Source organism: Janibacter limosus (assembly GCF_004295485.1).
GTDB classification, from domain to species: Bacteria; Actinomycetota; Actinomycetes; order Actinomycetales; family Dermatophilaceae; genus Janibacter; species Janibacter limosus_A.
Genome location: NZ_CP036164.1, coordinates 1,621,732 through 1,639,536, shown reverse-complemented (window position 1 = coordinate 1,639,536; position 17,805 = coordinate 1,621,732). Strand labels below are relative to the sequence as shown.

Below are 17,805 nucleotides of genomic sequence, written 5' to 3'. Positions count from 1 at the left end.
TGGTCAGACGACGAGGATCGTGACCGTCGATCCCTTGGCGGCTGTGCCGCCGCTCGGGCGGGAGGCGCGGACCTCGTCGAGGACACCACCGAGGAAGGTCTGCACCGAGACCTTGAAGCCGGCGTCCTGCAGCTTCTTGGTCGCGGCGTCGCGGCTGAGGCCGTCGACGTCGGGGACCGCGATCATCTCCGGGCCCTTGGAGAGGGTGATCGTCACCGTCTCGCCGGGCAGGAGGGTCCCGGTGGACGGGGTCTGGCTGATGACCGATCCCTTGGGCACGGTCGTCGAGTAGGCATCCTCGGCCATGGTGACCTTGAGTCCGGCGTCCTCGATGGTGCTCGTCGCGGTGTCGGCGGTCTTGCCGGTGACGCTCGGGACGGTGATCGGCTCGGGGCCCTTGGAGATGACCAGGCTGACCGTGGCGTCGCGCTTGAGCTCGGTGCCGGTCGTGGGGGTGGTGGAGATGACCTCGCCCTTGGGGACCTCGTCGTCGTAGGCCTCGGTCGTCGTGCCGACGACCAGATGCTCGGCCTTGAGGGCGGAGGTTGCCTCCGCGGTGGTCTTGCCGTCGAGGTCGGGGACCTCGTAGCGCTCCGGGCCCTTGGAGATGATGATCGTGACCTCGCTGCCCTTGGACAGCTCGGTGCCGGTCGGTGGGTTGGAGGTGATCGCCTGCCCCTTGGGTACCTCCTCGTCGAAGGCGAGCTGCTCGGTGAGCGACAGGTCGTTCTGAGCGAGGGTGGCCTCGGCGTCCTGCTGGGACTGCCCGGCCACGTCGGGGACGAGGACCTTGCTGCCCGGGCCCTCCTGGGTCCACCACCAGCCTCCGCCGGCGGCGACGATCGCGGCGAGCAGCAGTGCCACGAGGACACCTCGGCCACGACGGCGACGGGGCGAAGGGGGAGCCGCGGCCGACGTGGCGATGGCCGTCGTCGTCCGGGGGCGAGGGTGGGCGACCGTCGCCGTCCCGGCGGAGGCGGTGTCGGCGGAGGTGGTGCGACGGTTGGCGACGGGGCGCCGGTCCAGCTGGTCGGTGCTCAGACCCGCTCGGACCCGCTGGAGCTGCGCGAGGTAGTCGCCCGCATCGCGTGGGCGCCCGTCGGGGTCCCGGTGCGTGGCCAGGGCGACGAGGTCGTCGAGCTGCGACGGGAGCCCGTCGACGATGTCTGAGGGGGCCGCCAGGGACCCGTGCACGTGCTGGAAGGCGACGTGGATCGGGGAGTCGCCCTCGACCGCACGTTGACCGGTGAGCAGCTCGAAGAGGATGAGTCCGGCGGCGTAGACGTCGCTGCGGGCATCGGCGATGCCGCGCTCGACCTGCTCGGGGGAGAGGTAGGCCACGGTGCCGAAGAGCACGCCGTCATCAGCAGTGGCGGTCTGGGAGGTGACGGCCCGGGCCAGCCCGAAGTCGGCGACCTTGATCTGGCCACGGTCGGCGATGAGGATGTTTTCGGGCTTGACGTCGCGGTGGATGTAGCCGGCCTCGTGGGCGGCGGCGAGGCCGGTGAGGACGGGCTCGAGGATGTCCAGGGCGGCGCGCGGGGTGAGGGCGCCCTCGGCGTCCATCACGGCCCGCGCGGTGCGCCCCTCGATGTACTCCATCGCGAGGAAGACCTGCCCGTCGTCCTCGCCCTGGTCGAAGACGGGCACCACATTAGGGTGGCTCAGCCGAGCGGCCGATCGTGCCTCGCGACGGAAGCGCGAGACGAAGGTCTCGTCAGCCGCGAGGTCGGGGCGCATGACCTTCAGGGCCACCTCCCGGTCCAGCCGGGTGTCGGTGGCGAGCAGGACCGTGGCCATCCCGCCGTCGGCGAGATGACGCAGCACCCTGTACCGACCGTCGACGAGGTCGCCGACGAGCGGGTGCGTGGATGCGGTGGTCACGCCCAAAGTCTAGGTTCGCCCCCTTCGTCCGTCCGTCACATCCGGCGACGGAGCGCCTTGACGTTCTGCACGTACTGCTTGGTGTCGCCGTACATGCCGTTGGACTCGACGGACGCCAGGCCCTGGTAGTAGCCCGCGATGGCCTCGGAGGTGCTGTCGGCCTGCTCGGTGAGGACCTTGAGCAGCAGGACACCGGCCGTGATGTTGTCGTCGGTGTCGAGCAGGTCGAGCTGGCGACCGGCGAGCTGGGAGGTCCACTCGCCGGTGCTCGGGATGACCTGCATGGCGCCGACGGCGTTGGCGACGGACACCTGGCGCTGGTCCCAGCCGGACTCCTGGTAGGAGATGGCCAGGGCGATCGACGGGTCGAGGCCGTGCTGGCGGGAGATGCGGGTGATCTTGGCCTTGGTCTCCGCGCGGCTCGGGACGGCCCGGCCGGCGAGCGTGCTGCGGTTGCGGTGCGCGGCATCGACGATCGCGTCCGAGTAGGTGCGCCCGGCGAAGGTGTTGTTCTTCTTCTTCGTCGCGGTCGTCTTCTTCTTGGCGTGGGTGGCGGGGGAGGTGCTCGTGGTCGAGCCGGTGACCTTCAGGGTCGTGCCGGCGTGGATGAACTCCTTGCTGGAGATCCCGTTGAGCTTGGCCAGGCGCGCGAGACTCATGTGGTGGCGGGCGGCGATGCCGGTGAGGGTCTCCCCGTCACGCACCGTGTAGCGGGATGTGGTCGCCCGGCTGCTGGAGGTGGCGCGCTTGGCGGGCTTGGCAGTGGTGCCGCTGACGCGCAGCTTCTCGCCGGGGCGGATGAACCTGTCGCTGAGGTCGTTGAGCGAGCGCAGCCGCTCGACGCTCATGCGGTGGCGGGCGGCGATGCCGGTGAGGGTGTCACCGCTGCGCACGACGTACGAGCGGGTGGAGCCGGAGCGCGCCGGCTTCGACGTGGTCTGCGAGGGGGAGGTCGACGCCGTGCGGCCGGGAACCCGCAGCTTCTGCCCCGGCTGGATGAAGGCCTGGGCCGAGAGGTGGTTGCGCGACAGCAGGGCCGCCGGGCTCACGTGGTAGCGGGCGGCGATGTCGTAGATCGTCTCGCCGGCGCGGACGGTGTGGTTGGGCGTGCCTTGGGACGCGTGGGCCGTGGTCTCGGCGGTCTGGTCGATCTCTGCGACCACGGGCATGGCCGGGGCAGTGACAAGAAGCGGAAGGACCATGTGGGGGACTCCGATGTCAGGGGCGCAGGGGAACGCCCGGGGGTGGGAGACGTGGCGCCTGTGGCGCCTGTTGCTGAAGTGACGTATGTGGTTCCTGCGTCGACGGTACCGAAGATGCTCCTGTTTCGCGCGTTGTCCGACGCGTGGCGCGACTCGGGGTGCTGCGCTGGACACGCGCTCTGACACACTGGCGGGCGTGAACAACACCCCTGATCTCGATGTCTGGCTGCCCCTCCCCGACGTGGCCGAGCGCCTCGGCGTGCGCCTGTCCGACGTGCGCCGGATGCTCGACGAGCGTCAGCTCCTCGCCTCGCGCCGCGGTGAGCGCAACACGCTCTGCGTGCCCGCGGCCTTCCTCGGCGAGGACGGCCCGCTGCCCGAGCTGGCCGGGACCTTCACGGTCCTGGGCGATGCCGCCTTCTCCGACGAGGAGATCATCGAGTGGATGTTTGCCCGCGACGAGACGTGGCCCGGAGGGTCGAGCGCGATCGAGGCCGTGCTCGCGGGATTCAAGACCGAGGTGCGCCGCCGGGCGATGGAAGAGGCATAGAGCCGGGCCCTGTTCGGCGCTCCCGTTCTGCTCCTCCTGGTGGGTCAGCGGGTGGCCCGAGTCCGGTGGGCGTGTCCGTGCTGTGTGCTCGCGGGCATGGAGCACGAGATGACCGCGGGGTGACCCACCACGAGGAGCAGGACGGGAGGGGGGCGAGGCCCGCTCGCCCCCCTTCGTCAGGTGGAGCGCCCCCTTCGTCAGGTGGAGCGCCCCTTCGTCAGGTGGAGCGCCCCCTTCGTCAGGTGGAGCGCGCGGTGGTGACGTCGACGAGGTCGGCGAGGACCGAGCGGGCGGGGTCGGCGACCCCGGTCGCCTCGGCGAGGGCGGCGCGGGCCGCCTCGGCGCCATCGGCGATGTCGCACTCGACACCGTCGAGGGCCCCGGTGTCGACGATCAGCTCGCGGAAGGCCTCGACCTCGTCGACGCCCAGGTCGGGCGCCCCGAGCCACTGGTCGATCCTGGTCGTCGTGATGTCGTCGGCGCCGGCGAGTGCCCGGGCGATGAGCACGGTGCGCTTGCCCTCACGCAGGTCGTCCCCAGCGGGCTTGCCGGTGACCTTCGGGTCCCCGAAGACACCGAGCACGTCGTCGCGCAGCTGGAAGGCCTCGCCCAGCGCCAGCCCGTAGCGGGACAGGGCCGCGAGGTCGCTCTCGGACGCGCCACCGGCGGTCGCCCCGATGAGCAGCGGGTGCTCGATCGAGTACTTGGCGCTCTTGTAGCGGATGACGTGCCGTGAGCGCTCGATCCGCTCGGCGTCGTCGAGCCGGTGCCACGGGCGCATCGAGGTGACGATGTCGAGGAACTGGCCGGCCATGAGCTGACCGCGCATCCGCTCGAAGGCCGGTCGGGCCGCGGTGAGCGCCTGCGGGGGCAGGCCCGAGTCGGCGTAGAGGTCGTCGCACCAGCCCAGGCAGAGGTTGCCGGCGAGGATCGCCCCGGCGACACCGAAGCGGTCGGGGTCGCCGTGCCAGAGCCGCTCGCCATGGGCCCGGGCGAGGGCCCGATGCATGGCCGGCTTGCCGCGGCGGGTCTCGCTGTCGTCCATGACGTCGTCGTGGATGAGCGCGGCGGCCTGGAAGAGCTCCATCGAGGCGGCGAGGGAGATCGCACCCTCGTCGTCGTCGCGCCCGGCGGCACGCCAGCCCCAGTAGGCGAACCCGGCCCGCAGTCGCTTGCCGCCCTGCAGGAGGGTGCGCACGGGGCCGGTCAGGTCGGCGACATCGGGCCCGATCTCGGCGAGCTCGACCTCCCAGCGGTCCAGCTCGGTGTCGATGCGGTCCTGGACCCGCGAGCGCAGGTCGGCCAGGTCCAGCGGGTGCGGCACGTGGGCTCCAGTGGCGAGGGTGTCGGTGGTCCGTGGTCGGATCCTTGGGTCGCGACCAGCCTACGTCGAGCGGGGTTGACTCGCTGTCGGCCCCCCGGTCTACTGTTGATCGAACAGGTGTTCGATCAAAGGAGTGGTCATGGTCAGGCTCGTCGAGGAATCCATCGAGGTGCGGGTGGGGGAGGCACGACCGGAGCAGTTCCTCTGGCGAGGGCGGCTCTACCGGGTCACCGAGGTGGTCGACCACTGGCAGGAGAGGCGCGACTGGTGGCGTGCGACAGGCGGGCAGTCGCTCTCGCAGGTCCCGCTCGCTCGGGACGTGTGGCGGGTGTCGGCGAGCCGAGGACTCAGCAGCGCGCCGGGGGTCTACGACCTGGGCGTGGACGGCGATCCGTCGAGCGCGTCCGACTGGCTGCTCCTGCGGACCCAGGACTGAGGGGGCGGTGATGGTTGCCGTTGCCGTCCTCCATCCCGATCGCCTCGACGGGGCGATGGACCTGCTCCTCAGCGCGGGGGAGAGCCTCGCCGGCGCGCACATGGCTCGCAGCGTGCCCGACCGCAGTGCCGCGACCCGGCTCGCCGTCCTGCGGGCCGCTGCCGCCGTGCTGTGCGTGCGTGGTCGTCCGACCTTCCCCGAGGCGCGACGAAGCAGCCTCGAAGGGTCCGGTCCCGTCGACGTGTGGCGACTGCTGCCCCGGGTGGCGCCCGAGCTGACCGAGTGGGCGGACTTCTTCGAGGTCGTCCTGCCCGAAGGGGGGACCCGCCCCGGTCATGGAGCGGCCGGACCGATGAGCGTGCGCGAGGTCGACGACCTGCTGCGCCAGGGGGAGGACTTCGTGCGGATCGTCGCCGGGCTCCTCGGCCTGTCGCCGGTGCCGGTACCCGGTGACCTCGTCGCGATCACCCCGGCGCACGACCCCAAGGAGGTGCGCCCGGTGGCGCACGACCTCAAGGAGATGCGCGCGGGCGGTGGTGCCGGGTGAGCTTTGCCCATCTGCACGTGGCGTCGGGGTTCTCCCTTCGCCATGGCACGACGACACCGGAGGACCTCGTGGCCCGGGCCGCGGAGCTCGGGCAGCCGGCGCTCGCGCTCACCGACCGCGACGGGCTCTACGGAGCGGTGCGCTTCGTCCGGGCAGCGACGGCGGCCGGGATCGTGCCGGTCCTCGGGGTGGACCTGGCCATCGACGGTGGGTCCCGGGCCCCCTCGCGTCGACGCACGCCGGTGCGCGGTGGCGCCGAGGTCGACCCTCGTCACCCACGGGTGACCGTCCTGGCCCGCGGCGTCGGCGCCGGGGTGCCCCACGGGGTCGGCTGGGCCCGGCTGTGCCGGCTCGTCAGCGAGGTGCACCTGACGGGGGAGCGTGGCGAGGCCGTGGCGACGGCGGCGATGGTCGCCCGGCACGCGGCCGCGCCCGACCCGGACGAACCGGGACCGCTGCTCGTCCTGCTCGGCCCGGCCTCCGACGTCGGCGTCGCGCTGCTCACCCGCCGACCCGACCTCGCCCGGCAGCGGCTGCAGGCCTGGCAGCAGGTGCTGCCCACAGGTGCGCTCGCGATCGAGGTCGTCGACCACGGCGGGCCGCCGGGCACGCCGGCCTCGACCGGTCACGCCGCACACCTGCTCGGTCTCGCCGACTCCTGCGGTGTGCCCGCGGTGCTCACCGCCGCCGTGCGCCACCTGCACCCGCAGGACGCGAGCACCGCAGACGTCCTGGACGCGACCCGACGACTCGTCGCCCTCGACACCCGTCACCTCGACCGGGTGACGACCGCCGGGCACCTCGCCGACGACGCGACGATGGCCGCGAGCGCGCACCGGGTGACGACCGCGCTCGGCGGCGGAGCCGGCGGCTGGTCCTGCGCGAGCCCGGCGCAGCGTGCGCGGGCGCTGCTCGACGAGACCGTGCGCACGGCGATGGGGTGCGCGCTGGACGACCGCAAGGACCTGGGTATCGGCCGGGTGCACCTGCCCGAGGCGCACGTGCTCGGGCTGCGGCCCGACGAGGACCCGCAGGCAGTGCTCGCGCAGCGATGCCGGGCGGCGATCGGCGCGCGCTACCCCGACGCGGCACCGTCCGTGCTGCGGCAGGTCGAGGAGCGTCTGGCCGACGAGCTCGACGTCGTCGAGGCGCTCGGGTACCCGACCTACTTCCTCACCGTGGCCGAGGTCGTCGACCTCATCACCGGCGCCGGGGTGCGCGTCGCCGCTCGTGGCTCCGGTGCCGGCAGCCTCGTCAACCACCTGCTCGGCATCAGCGCCATCGACCCGATCCGGCACGACCTGCTCATGGAGCGCTTCTGCTCGCCGCTGCGGGCCGAGCTGCCCGACATCGACATCGACGTGGAGTCGGCCCGCCGGACCGAGATGTACGAGCTGGTCCTGGAGCGCTTCGGCCGGGACCGGGTGACGTGCGTGTCGATGATGGACACCTACAAGGCGCGGCACGCGATCCGTGACGTCGGCGCGGCGCTGGGGGTCCCCCCTTCGGAGGTCGACGAGATCGCCAAGGCCTTCCCGCACATCCGCGCCAAGGACGTGCGCTCGGCGATGGCCGAGCTGCCCGAGCTGCGCACCCGCAGCCTCGACGGACCCCGGCTGGGGGTGCTCTTCGACCTCGTCGAACGGCTCGACGGACTCCCTCGGCACATCGCCCTGCACCCCTGCGGTGTCGTCCTGTCCGACGGCGGGCTGCTCGATCGCACCCCGGTCGAGTCGAGCTGGCTGGGCTTCCCGATGAGCCAGTTCGACAAGGACGACGTCGAGGCGCTCGGGCTGCTCAAGCTCGACATCCTCGGCATCCGGATGCAGTCGGCGATGGCGCACGCGGTCGGCGAGGTCGAGCGGACCGAAGGGGGGCGCATCGACCTCGACGACCGGGCCGACGTCCCGCTCGACGACCCGGCGACCTTCGCGATGATCCGTACGACCCGCACGCTCGGGTGCTTCCAGATCGAGAGCCCGGGGCAGCGTGAGCTCATCGGCAAGCTCGCCCCGACCGTCTTCGACGACCTGATCATCGACATCTCGCTCTTCCGCCCCGGTCCGGTGAAGTCCGACATGATCCGACCCTTCCTCGAGGCCCGGCACGGCTGGTCGCGGCCGCAGTTCCTCCACGACCGGCTCGTCCCGGCGCTCGCCGAGACCGAGGGGGTCGTCGTCTTCCACGAGCAGATGCTGCGGATCATCTCCGAGACGAGCGGCGCGACCCTCGCACAGGCCGACGAGGTGCGGCGCACGATGGGCAGTCCCGACGGGCAGGCGCGCATCGAGGCGTGGTGGCGGCCCGCCGCGGCAGCCCGCGGCTACCCGCAGGCCGACGTCGACCGGATCTGGTCGGTGCTGGCGGCCTTCGCCTCCTTCGGCTTCTGCAAGGCGCACGCTGCGGCCTTCGCGATGCCGACCTACCAGTCCGCGTGGCTCAAGGCCCATCACCCGGCGGCCTTCCTCGCCGGTGTGCTCACCCACGACCCGGGGATGTACCCCAAGCGGTTGCTCCTCGAGGAGGCCCGCTCGCTCGGCATCACGATCCTCGGGGTCGACGTCAATGCGAGCACGGGGGAGTACCGCGTCGAGCGGGCGCCCGTGACGGGGCACCCACCGGACGACCCGGACCTGCCCGACGGGTCCGGATGGGGGATCCGCCTCTCGCTCGCCGACGTCAAGGGCATGAGCGCCGGTGAGATCGCCCGCGTCGTCGCCGGAGCGCCCTACGACTCGCTCGCCGACTTCTGGCAGCGGGCCGCGGTGAGCCGGCCGGTCGTCGAGCGGCTGGTCCTCGTCGGGGCCTTCGACTCGGTGCACGGCACGGGGGCCGGACGGGCGGGACCGGGGCTGGGCAGCCGCGGGCGACTGACCCGTCGCGACCTGCTGCTGCACGTCGCCGAGCTCGACCGCTGGTCGCGAGCCGCGTCGGGGCGCTCCCGGGGGAGGACGCGACGGGCCGACGCGCCGGCCTGGGCCGCGGGCAAGCCGGGTGCGCAGCAGGTGCGCACGAGTGCCGTCACCCCCGTCGCCAGCCAGCTGACCCTCGACCTCGGCGACTCCCCGGAGCTCGGCGACGGCGTCGGCCTGCCCGAGATGAGCGTCCCCGACCAGGTGAGCGCCGAGCTGGAGATCCTCGGCCTGGACGCCTCACGACATGTCATGGACTTCTACGCGCCGATGCTCCAGGCGCTCGGGGTGACCCGCAGCGCCGACCTGCTCTCGGTGCGCAGCGGTGCCCGGATCCTCGCTGCCGGGGTCAAGGTCGCGACCCAGACGCCACCGATCCGCTCCGGGCGTCGGGTCGTCTTCCTCACCGTCGACGACTCGACCGGACCGGTCGACGCGACCTTCTTCGAGGACGTGCAGGGGCCCTATGCCGCGACGATCTTCCACTCCTGGCTGATGCTCGTGCGCGGCACGATCCGGCGGGCCGGGCCGCGCGGGGTCTCGGTGCTCGCCTCCGGGGCCTGGGAGCTGTCGACGCTGTGGGAGGCCTGGGAGCGCGGCGGGATCGACGCCGTGCACGCCGCGCTCGACGAGGCCGACGACCTCGCCCGGGCCCGTGATGCCGCGCACCAGCAGCCCGAGGGGCACCGGGTGCTCGTGCATGCCTCGGGCTTCCGCCAGTCGCCCTGGGCCGACACCCGCCCGGCCGGCACGGGCGTCGAGCCCCCGCGCAAGCTGTGGCACTCCTCCCCGGGCAGCTCGGGGCACTGAGGTTCGCCCCCTCCAGAGGGGGCGAACCTCCCTTCGCGTCGGTCGCCTTGTGTCTGGATCTCTTGGTCCCCGCTGGTGGGGACCAACCGTGCTCGAATGGGCGCATGGACGAGTCAGCGATCACCACGGTCATCGAGCTCGAGCGCCAGCTGCAGTCGCCAGCGGTTCGGGCTGACTCCGACGGACTGCTCGAGCTGCTCGCTCCCGACTTCATCGAGGTGGGAGCCTCGGGACGGCGGTGGGATCGTGACTCGATCCTCGAGCTGCTGGACCAGGAGTCCGACGATGACGACGCCGTCCCCATCGAGATCCACGACCTGCGAGGCCGGGTCATCGCGCCCGGAGTCATCCAAGTCTCGTGGGACTCGGACCAAGGTGGACGACGCGCTCGCCGCACGTCGCTCTGGTGTCAGCGCGGGCGCGGCTGGCAGCAGATCCACCATCAGGGGACCCTGCTTCCGTGAAGCCTCGTCGACTCGCGACTGGGTCGAGGCGCCAGGGACCGGGTAGTCGGACCCGGTACCTGACACTTCTGTGCCTGGATCTCTTGGTCCCCGCTGGTGGGGACCAGCTGTGATGTCGGCAGTTCCGGGCGCTGAGCCTTCGCCCCCTTCACAGGGGGCATACCCCTTCGCCCCCTGTGAAGGGGGCGAACACCCGGCGCGCGAAGGGGGTGTCACCTGCGCCGACTAGGGTTGGAGCCATGACTGATGAGCGAGCGTGGCGCCGTGGAAGCAGCGGTGTCGAGGGCAATGTCCGGACCGCAGCGATCTGGTCGCAGGTGCGTGCGCTCAGCGAGTCCCGCCAGAGCGAGCTCTCCCGGCCACTGCGCGTCCTCGACCTCGGGGGAGGCACCGGCGGGCTGGCCGTCGCGCTCGCCGAGCAGGGCCACACCGTCACCGTCGTCGACCCAAGCCCCGACGCGCTCGCCTCGATGAGCCGTCGGGTCGCCGAGTCCGACGCCGCCGACCGGATCAGCGCCGTCCAGGGGGACGCCGACACCCTGGCCACCATCGCAGCGCCCGGCAGCATCGACCTGCTGTGCTGCCACGGCACCCTCGAGTACGTCGAGGACCCCGAGGCCACCCTCGCTCGCATCGCGGAGGTCCTCGCGCCCGGCGGGCACCTGTCCCTCGTCACCGCTCAGCGGGTCGCCGCGGTCATCGCCCGTGCCCTCGCCGGCCGATTCGACCAGGCCCGGACGGCGCTCACCGCTCCCGACGGACGGTGGGGCGAGGAGGACCCGGTGCCGCGCCGCTTCGACCGCGCGACCCTCGCCGAGATGCTCAACCGCGCCGGCTTCACCACCCTCGAGACCAAGGGGGTGCGGATCTTCAGCGATGTCGTGCCCAGCACCTTCGTCGACACCGAGGCCGACCGTCAGGCCCTTCTCGAGCTCGAGGAGCTGGCCTCCGCCGACGCCGGCCGCATCGGGCTCTCGGCTCTGGGTGGCGCCGTCCACCTCATCGCCCGCCGCGACTGATCGACGATGAGCCGGCGCCAGTACCGGCCCCCACCGCGGGTCGGCCAAGGGCCCCCGGATGACACCGGGTGCACGATCCTGCACGTCGACATGGACGCCTTCTTCGCCTCGGCGTCCCTCATCGCCCACCCCGAGCTCGTCGGGACACCCGTCATCGTCGGCGGCGGCACCCGCGGGGTCGTCCTGTCGGCCACCTACGAGGCGCGGGCCTTCGGCGTCGCCTCGGCCATGCCGATGGGGCGCGCCCGGCGGCTGTGCCCGCAGGCGACGATCCTGGCGCCCGAGCACGAGCTCTACTCGCGCATCTCCGCCGCCGTCATGGCGACCTTCGCCGACATCACGCCCTACGTCGAGCCGCTGAGCAGCGACGAGGCCTTCCTCGACGTCGCCGGCGCGGTGCGCCTCATGGGCTCGCCCGCGACGATCGCCCAGCGGATCCGCGACACCATCGCCGACGAGCAGGGCATCACCTGCTCCGTCGGCGTCGCGAGTAGCAAGTTCGTCGCCAAGATGGCCTCCGGCCTGGCCAAGCCCGACGGGTTGCTCGTCATCCCCGCCGACGAGGTCGTCACCTTCGTCCAGCAGCTGCCCGTCGGTGCGCTGTGGGGCGTGGGGGACAAGACCGAGGAGGCCCTCGCCCGGCTGGGCCTGAAGACCGTGGCCGACATCGCCCACACACCCCGGGCCACCCTCGTGCGCGGGCTCGGTGAGGCCACCGGCAACCACCTGCACGAGCTCTCCTGGGGGCGCGACCCCCGATCCGTGGAGCCGATCCGCCGTGAGCGCAGCATCGGCAACGAGCGCACCTTCGACCACGACGTCGACGACCCCGACATCGTCCACCGCACCCTGCTGGGACTGAGCGACAAGACCGCCTCCCGGCTACGGGCCGCGGGCCTCGTCGGGCGGACCGTGAGCATCAAGGTGCGCTTCGCCGACTTCACGACGATCACCCGCTCCCGCTCCCTTCGCGATGCCACCGACGTCTCGCGGGACATCGCGGCACTGGCCCGAGAGCTCTACGACGCCCTCGGGCTGCAGCGCGCCCGCGTCCGGCTCGTCGGGGTCCGGGTCGAGCAGCTGTCCGAGGCCGCGTCGACACCCGTCCAGGTGGCCCTCGACGAGCCCGAGCACGGCTGGCGCGAGGCCGACCGGGCCATCGACAGGGCGAGCGCACGATTCGGCGCCGGCAGTGTGCGGCCGGCCAGCCTCTTCGCCGACCGTCCCAGGACGGGCCCACCTACCGCAGGCCGCGGACGCGACCTAGACTGAGAGGACCACGGCGGTGCACCCGCCGTGGGGACCCGCGGGCTCGGCCCGCACGAGATCCGGCTGGTAGGGAGGTCACCGTGGCGCTGTCAGAGCGTGAGCGGCAGATGCTCGAGGAGATGGAAGAGGCCATCCGGGCCGAGGACCCCCGTTTTGCCTCGCAGATGAACGGCTCGGACGCACGGCATCCCGACCGCCGTCGAGTGATCTTCGGGGTCATCGGAGCACTCGCCGGGCTGGGACTCGTCCTGCTGGGCATCAACACCAACCTGTGGGTCGGCGTCGCCGGCTTCGCCCTCATCGTCGCGTCCATCGCCCTGGCGATCACGCCGGGCGGTGTCACCCGGCCCCACGGTCTCGGACTCGTCGGTGACGACGGATCGATCCGTCGCCCGCACACGGCTCACAAGCGGAGCCGGGCGAAGAAGCCCGGCAAGGCACCCAAGCAGGGCACCTTCATGCAGCGCATGGAGCAGCGATGGGAAGAGCGTCGCCAGCAGGGTCAGGGCTGGTAGACCCCGGCTGGCAGATCCCGGCGGTACCCGCCGGGCAGACGGACTCAGTGCGCGAGGATGCCGACGGTCCAGGTGATCGCGATGAGCAGCGCCGCGCCGAGCTCGATGCCCATGCTGTGCAGCACCCCGCGCAGCGCTGACTTGGTCGCCTGCCAGGCCCGGTCGAGGTCGTGGAAGCGGACGTACTCTGCGGCGAAGACTCCGAGCACGAAGCCGATCGGCAGACCGACCAGGGGGATGACGAAGAAGCCGATGATGGCTCCGACGACACCCAGCGTCAGGGTCAGGCCGCCGACGCCCTCGCGCTTCATCCGCCGCCCGGGCAGGAGGAACTGCAGGGTCAGGCAGATGGCGTAGATCACCACGACGATGCCGAGGGTGATCCACGCGATCGTGCCGCCGGTCTCGGCCGCCCACAGCAGTACTGCGGCGACGCACAGCAGCAGTCCCGGCAGGACCGGGATGACGATGCCGAGCACGCCGACGACATAGATCGCGACGGCGAACCACAACACTGCGGTGGTCGGGTCGTGGGCGGCCTCGGTGGCCAGGCTCAGCACGGCCGGCGGCCGGTCAGCGCTCGTCGATCGGTGCCGAGGGGGTGGTGCTCTCGTCGAGCCGTGCCGAGTCGTCGTCGATCTCGGCGAGATCCTTCAGTGCCGGGAGGTGCTCACGCCCGTGGTGGGCGCAGAAGAGCAGCTCGCCGCCCGCGTGGAGGCGGGCACGCACGTAGGCCTTGGCTCCGCAGCGGTCGCAGCGATCGGCTGCGGTCAAGGGGCTGACCAGGGTCGCGTTCACGTGTTGCCTCATTTCCTGCGTATTTCGTGGACGTCCGGGTCAACAGTCAAACATGCGAAAGGCTTCCCGAGTAGCACCCCTGTCTCGTGGCGTGACGTAGGGCACGGCCCGACGAGGTGCGTGCGACACCACGACCGATGGCCTCCACGGCGTTGTGGGTGCTGCCGACTAGTCTCGAGAAGTCCACCCACGACCGACGACAGGACAGGCCCCCTTCGTGCCTCCGGCAGCCAGCACCGCCCAGAAGACCGCCAGCAGCAAGACCGCGCAGGACTACACCGCGCACCACCTGCAGGTGCTCGAGGGGCTCGAGGCCGTCCGCAAGCGCCCGGGCATGTACATCGGGTCCACCGACCAGCGCGGCCTCATGCACTGCATGTGGGAGATCATCGACAACGCGGTCGACGAGGCCCTCGGCGGCCACGGCGACCACATCGCCGTCGTCCTGCACGCCGACGGCTCGGTCGAGGTGCACGACAACGGCCGCGGCATCCCCGTCGACATCGAGCCGCGCACGGGGCTGACCGGCGTCGAGGTCGTCTACACCAAGCTGCACGCCGGCGGGAAGTTCGGCGGCGGCTCCTACACCGCCTCCGGTGGCCTGCACGGTGTCGGCGCCTCCGTCGTCAACGCGCTCTCCTCCCGGCTGGACGTCGAGGTCGACCGCGGCGGCAAGACCTACGCGATGAGCTTCCGCCGTGGCGAGCCCGGCACCTTCTCGGACATCGCCGGGGCGAAGGGGGAGAAGTCTCCCGACAACGACTTCAGCCCCTACAGCAAGGGCAGCGAGCTGGCGATCGTCGGCAAGACCAAGCGTGGCGTGACCGGCACCCGGGTGCGCTACTGGGCGGACCCGCAGATCTTCCTCAAGGGCGCCGAGCTCGACCGTGAGGCCCTGGCCGCCCGCGCTCGCCAGACCTCCTTCCTCGTGCCCGGCCTGACCCTCGTCGTGCGTGACGAGCGTGGCGACGAGGTCGTTGAGGAGACCTTCCACCACGACGGCGGCATCAGCGAGTTCGTCGAGTTCCTCTCGCCGGACGCGGCCGTCACCGACGTGTGGCGGCTCGAGGGCACCGGCACCTTCACCGAGACCGTGCCCGTGCTCGACGCCAAGGGCCACATGACCCCGACCGAGGTCGAGCGCGAGTGCGGCGTGGACATCGCCCTGCGGTGGGGGACCGGCTACGACGTCAAGCTGTCCTCCTTCGTCAACATCATCGCCACACCCAAGGGCGGTACCCACGTGGCCGGCTTCGAGCAGTCGCTGCTCAAGGTCTTCCGCAAGCAGCTCGAGACCAACGCCCGCAAGCTCAAGGTGGGCAACGACAAGGTGGAGAAGGACGACGTCCTCGCGGGCATGACCGCCGTCGTCACCGTCCGTCTGGCCGAGCCGCAGTTCGAGGGGCAGACCAAGGAGGTGCTCGGTACCAATGCCGTCCGCTCCATCGTGAGCAAGGTCGTCGAGACCGAGCTGACCTCGCTGCTCACCTCGACCAAGCGCGGCGACAAGCAGATGGCCGGCCAGCTGCTGGAGAAGGTCGTCGCCGAGATGAAGTCGCGCATCTCCGCGCGGCTGCACAAGGAGACCCAGCGCCGCAAGAACGCCCTGGAGACCTCGTCCCTCCCGCCCAAGCTGCGTGACTGCCGCAGCACCGACGTCGAGGCCACCGAGCTCTTCATCGTCGAGGGTGACTCCGCGATGGGGACGGCCAAGGAGGCCCGCAACAGCGAGTTCCAGGCGCTCCTGCCCATCCGCGGCAAGATCCTCAACGTGCAGAAGGCCGCTGTGGGCGACATGCTCAAGAACGCCGAGTGCGCCTCGATCATCCAGGTCATCGGCGCCGGCTCCGGTCGCAGCTTCGACGTCGACGCCGCCCGCTACGGCAAGGTCATCATCATGACCGACGCCGATGTCGACGGCGCCCACATCCGCACCCTGCTGCTCACCCTCTTCTTCCGCACCATGCGCCCGCTCGTCGAGGCCGGCAAGGTCTACGCGGCAGTCCCGCCGCTGCACCGGATCGAGGTCATCAACCCCGGGTCGAAGAAGAACGAGCTGATCTACACCTACTCCGAGGCCGAGATGCGCAAGAAGCTCGCCTCGCTCAGCTCCCGTGGCAAGAACATCAAGCAGCCGATCCAGCGCTACAAGGGTCTGGGTGAGATGGACGCCGACCAGCTGGCCGAGACGACGATGGACCCGCGCCACCGGATGCTGCGGCGCGTCACCACCGCCGACCTCGAGGCCGCAGAGGGGGTCTTCGAGCTGCTCATGGGCAAGGACGTGGACCCGCGACGCGAGTTCATCGTCTCCTCCGCGGACCAGCTCGACCGCGAACGGATCGATGCCTGAGGCCCCACTGGGGTCACGAATCAGGAAGAATTTCGGCGAGTCGCGACCGATGTGGTTGCACCAGGTCGTGACGTGAGTCACGGTGAACGGATCGGTGCGCGTCCGTGCACCCGGATTCAGGGAGGTCTCATGTCCGACGTCGCCACCTCGGGCCAAGCCGCAGGTGAGGACTCGACAGAGCTCAAGAGGGTCATGGGACCCAAGCTCCTTCTCCTCTTCATCGTCGGCGACATCCTCGGCACCGGCGTGTACGCCCTCACCGGCGATGTCGCAGCGGAAGTCGGCGGGGCCGCCTGGGCTCCCTTCATCGCCGCCTTCGTCGTGGCCACGATCACTGCCCTGTCCTATCTGGAGCTGGTCACCAAGTACCCGCAGGCCGGTGGCGCTGCCACCTTCGTGCACAAGGCCTTCGGCGTGCACTTCGTGACCTTCATCGTCGCCTTTGCCGTCATGTGCTCCGGCATCACGTCGGCCTCCACCGCCTCCAATGCCTTCGCCGGCTTCTTGCGCGACGGTCTGGGTGCGGACTGGGAGGCAGGGTCGACACCGCTGCTCCTCATCGCGTTGGGCTTCATGACCCTCGTGGCCCTGATCAACTTCCGCGGCGTCGGGGAGAGCGTCAAGGCCAATGTCTTGCTCACCTGTGTCGAGCTCTCGGGTCTGCTGCTCATCATCTTCGTCGGCATCTACGCCGTCACCCAGGGCAAGGCCGACTTCTCCCGGACCGTCGTCTTCGAGAGTGCGAGCGACAAGAGCGTCTTCATCTCCATCTCGATGGCGACCGCACTGGCCTTCTTCGCAATGGTCGGCTTCGAGGACTCGGTCAACATGGCCGAGGAGACCAAGGAGCCGTCGAAGATCTTCCCCAAGGTCATGCTCACCGGCTTGGGGATCACCGGCGTCATCTATGTCCTCGTCTCGATCACCGCGGTCGCGCTGGTGCCCGTGGATCAGCTCGTCGGCGGTGAGAAGTCGGCCCTGACCCAGGTGGTCGCCACCGGCGCTCCCGGTCTGCCTTTTGACAAGATCTTCCCCTTCATCGGGATGTTCGCCGTCGCCAACTCGGCTCTGATCAACATGCTCATGGCCTCGCGCCTCGTCTACGGGATGGCGCGCCAGGAGGTCCTGCCCCCGGGGATGGGCAAGGTGCACAAGACCCGCCAGACGCCGTGGGTCGCGATCATCTTCACGACGGTCGTTGCCTACGGCCTGATCACCTACGTGGTACTCGGAAGCGACAGCCCGGTCGTCTCCCTCCTCGGCGGCACCACGGCACTCCTCCTGCTGGCGGTCTTCACCATCGTCAACATCGCGGTCTTGGTGCTGCGTCGCGACCCGGTGGGTCGGGAGCACTTCCGTACCCCGACCGTCATGCCGATCCTCGGTGCAATCACCTGCGCCTTCCTCGTCGGCCCGTGGGCTCGCAGCGAGGAGCAGCAGGAGCAGTACGTCATCGCCGGCGGCATGCTCGTCCTCGGTGTGATCCTCTGGGCAGTCACGTGGTTCCTCAACCGCGCGCTCTACGCCAAGAAGACGTACATCCGCGACCCGGAGCACATCGACCACGAGTGACCCGGCAGGACGAAGGGGGCGGGACCGGCGATCAGCCGGCCCCGCCCCCTTCGTCGCGAAACCGCACGACCTTAAGGAAATGCGAACCTCGGGCGCACGACCTCAAGGAGATGTGTCCGTCGGGCGCACGACCTTAAGGAGATGCGCACC

Annotated in this window: 15 protein-coding genes; 10 read left to right on the top strand and 5 right to left on the bottom strand. The window is 70.9% G+C overall.

The features are described 5' to 3' along the window. Nucleotides 1–3: 3 nt before the first annotated feature. Both pknB and EXU32_RS07850 read right to left on the bottom strand, forming a co-directional pair. On the bottom strand, nucleotides 4–1,884 hold the full coding sequence (pknB, locus tag EXU32_RS07855; RefSeq protein ID WP_130629399.1) for a Stk1 family PASTA domain-containing Ser/Thr kinase: 1,881 nt from the start codon (nucleotides 1,882–1,884) through the stop codon (nucleotides 4–6). Between the two features lie 35 nt (nucleotides 1,885–1,919). Then, nucleotides 1,920–3,053: a LysM peptidoglycan-binding domain-containing protein gene (locus tag EXU32_RS07850; RefSeq protein ID WP_165399612.1), complete on the bottom strand. Its 1,134-nt coding sequence runs from the start codon at nucleotides 3,051–3,053 to the stop codon at nucleotides 1,920–1,922. 229 nt (nucleotides 3,054–3,282) lie between these two features. Between EXU32_RS07850 and EXU32_RS07845 the strand changes: the two genes are divergently transcribed. Beyond that, nucleotides 3,283–3,636 carry an Rv2175c family DNA-binding protein gene (locus tag EXU32_RS07845; protein WP_130629397.1) on the top strand — a complete coding sequence of 118 codons (354 nt, stop codon included), beginning with the start codon at nucleotides 3,283–3,285 and terminating at the stop codon, nucleotides 3,634–3,636. Nucleotides 3,637–3,874: 238 nt separating this feature from the next. Here EXU32_RS07845 and EXU32_RS07840 read toward each other — a convergent pair whose 3' ends face one another. After that, nucleotides 3,875–4,960: a polyprenyl synthetase family protein gene (locus EXU32_RS07840; protein WP_130629396.1), complete on the bottom strand. Its 1,086-nt coding sequence runs from the start codon at nucleotides 4,958–4,960 to the stop codon at nucleotides 3,875–3,877. Between the two features lie 139 nt (nucleotides 4,961–5,099). Here EXU32_RS07840 and EXU32_RS07835 point away from each other — a divergent pair, with 139 nt between their 5' ends. From EXU32_RS07835 to EXU32_RS07805, 7 genes are all read left to right on the top strand, one after another. After that, nucleotides 5,100–5,396, top strand: coding sequence for a DUF6504 family protein (locus EXU32_RS07835; RefSeq protein WP_130629395.1), 297 nt, complete (start codon nucleotides 5,100–5,102; stop codon nucleotides 5,394–5,396). 10 nt (nucleotides 5,397–5,406) lie between these two features. Then, the gene (locus EXU32_RS07830; RefSeq protein ID WP_130629394.1) at nucleotides 5,407–5,943 is read left to right on the top strand and encodes an SAV_6107 family HEPN domain-containing protein; all 537 of its coding nucleotides are present in this window, start codon (nucleotides 5,407–5,409) and stop codon (nucleotides 5,941–5,943) included. Beyond that, complete coding sequence (locus tag EXU32_RS07825; protein ID WP_130629393.1) at nucleotides 5,940–9,665, top strand: DNA polymerase III subunit alpha; 3,726 nt, start codon at nucleotides 5,940–5,942, stop codon at nucleotides 9,663–9,665. The genes EXU32_RS07830 and EXU32_RS07825 overlap by 4 nt, the downstream gene beginning before the upstream one ends. Nucleotides 9,666–9,769: 104 nt before the next feature. Further along, nucleotides 9,770–10,129, top strand: coding sequence for a DUF4440 domain-containing protein (locus EXU32_RS07820; protein ID WP_130629392.1), 360 nt, complete (start codon nucleotides 9,770–9,772; stop codon nucleotides 10,127–10,129). 239 nt (nucleotides 10,130–10,368) lie between these two features. Then, complete coding sequence (locus EXU32_RS07815) at nucleotides 10,369–11,148, top strand: class I SAM-dependent methyltransferase (RefSeq protein ID WP_130629391.1); 780 nt, start codon at nucleotides 10,369–10,371, stop codon at nucleotides 11,146–11,148. Nucleotides 11,149–11,154: 6 nt separating this feature from the next. Next, nucleotides 11,155–12,420: a DNA polymerase IV gene (gene dinB, locus EXU32_RS07810; RefSeq protein ID WP_130629390.1), complete on the top strand. Its 1,266-nt coding sequence runs from the start codon at nucleotides 11,155–11,157 to the stop codon at nucleotides 12,418–12,420. Between the two features lie 77 nt (nucleotides 12,421–12,497). Further along, nucleotides 12,498–12,932: a DUF3040 domain-containing protein gene (locus EXU32_RS07805; protein ID WP_130629389.1), complete on the top strand. Its 435-nt coding sequence runs from the start codon at nucleotides 12,498–12,500 to the stop codon at nucleotides 12,930–12,932. A 44-nt stretch (nucleotides 12,933–12,976) separates the two neighbouring features. Here EXU32_RS07805 and EXU32_RS07800 read toward each other — a convergent pair whose 3' ends face one another. Together EXU32_RS07800 and EXU32_RS07795 are read right to left on the bottom strand one after the other, a co-directional pair. Then, nucleotides 12,977–13,492 carry a DUF456 domain-containing protein gene (locus EXU32_RS07800; protein WP_130629388.1) on the bottom strand — a complete coding sequence of 172 codons (516 nt, stop codon included), beginning with the start codon at nucleotides 13,490–13,492 and terminating at the stop codon, nucleotides 12,977–12,979. A gap of 13 nt (nucleotides 13,493–13,505) precedes the next feature. After that, nucleotides 13,506–13,730 carry a DUF7455 domain-containing protein gene (locus EXU32_RS07795; protein ID WP_242612927.1) on the bottom strand — a complete coding sequence of 75 codons (225 nt, stop codon included), beginning with the start codon at nucleotides 13,728–13,730 and terminating at the stop codon, nucleotides 13,506–13,508. A gap of 217 nt (nucleotides 13,731–13,947) precedes the next feature. On the opposite strand from EXU32_RS07795, the gene EXU32_RS07790 reads away from it, so the two are divergent. Then, entirely contained in the window at nucleotides 13,948–16,083 is a 2,136-nt protein-coding gene (locus EXU32_RS07790) for a DNA gyrase/topoisomerase IV subunit B (protein ID WP_130629386.1), read from the top strand. A 129-nt stretch (nucleotides 16,084–16,212) separates the two neighbouring features. Further along, entirely contained in the window at nucleotides 16,213–17,655 is a 1,443-nt protein-coding gene (locus EXU32_RS07785; RefSeq protein WP_130629385.1) for an APC family permease, read from the top strand. The last annotated feature ends 150 nt before the right edge of the window (nucleotides 17,656–17,805 follow it).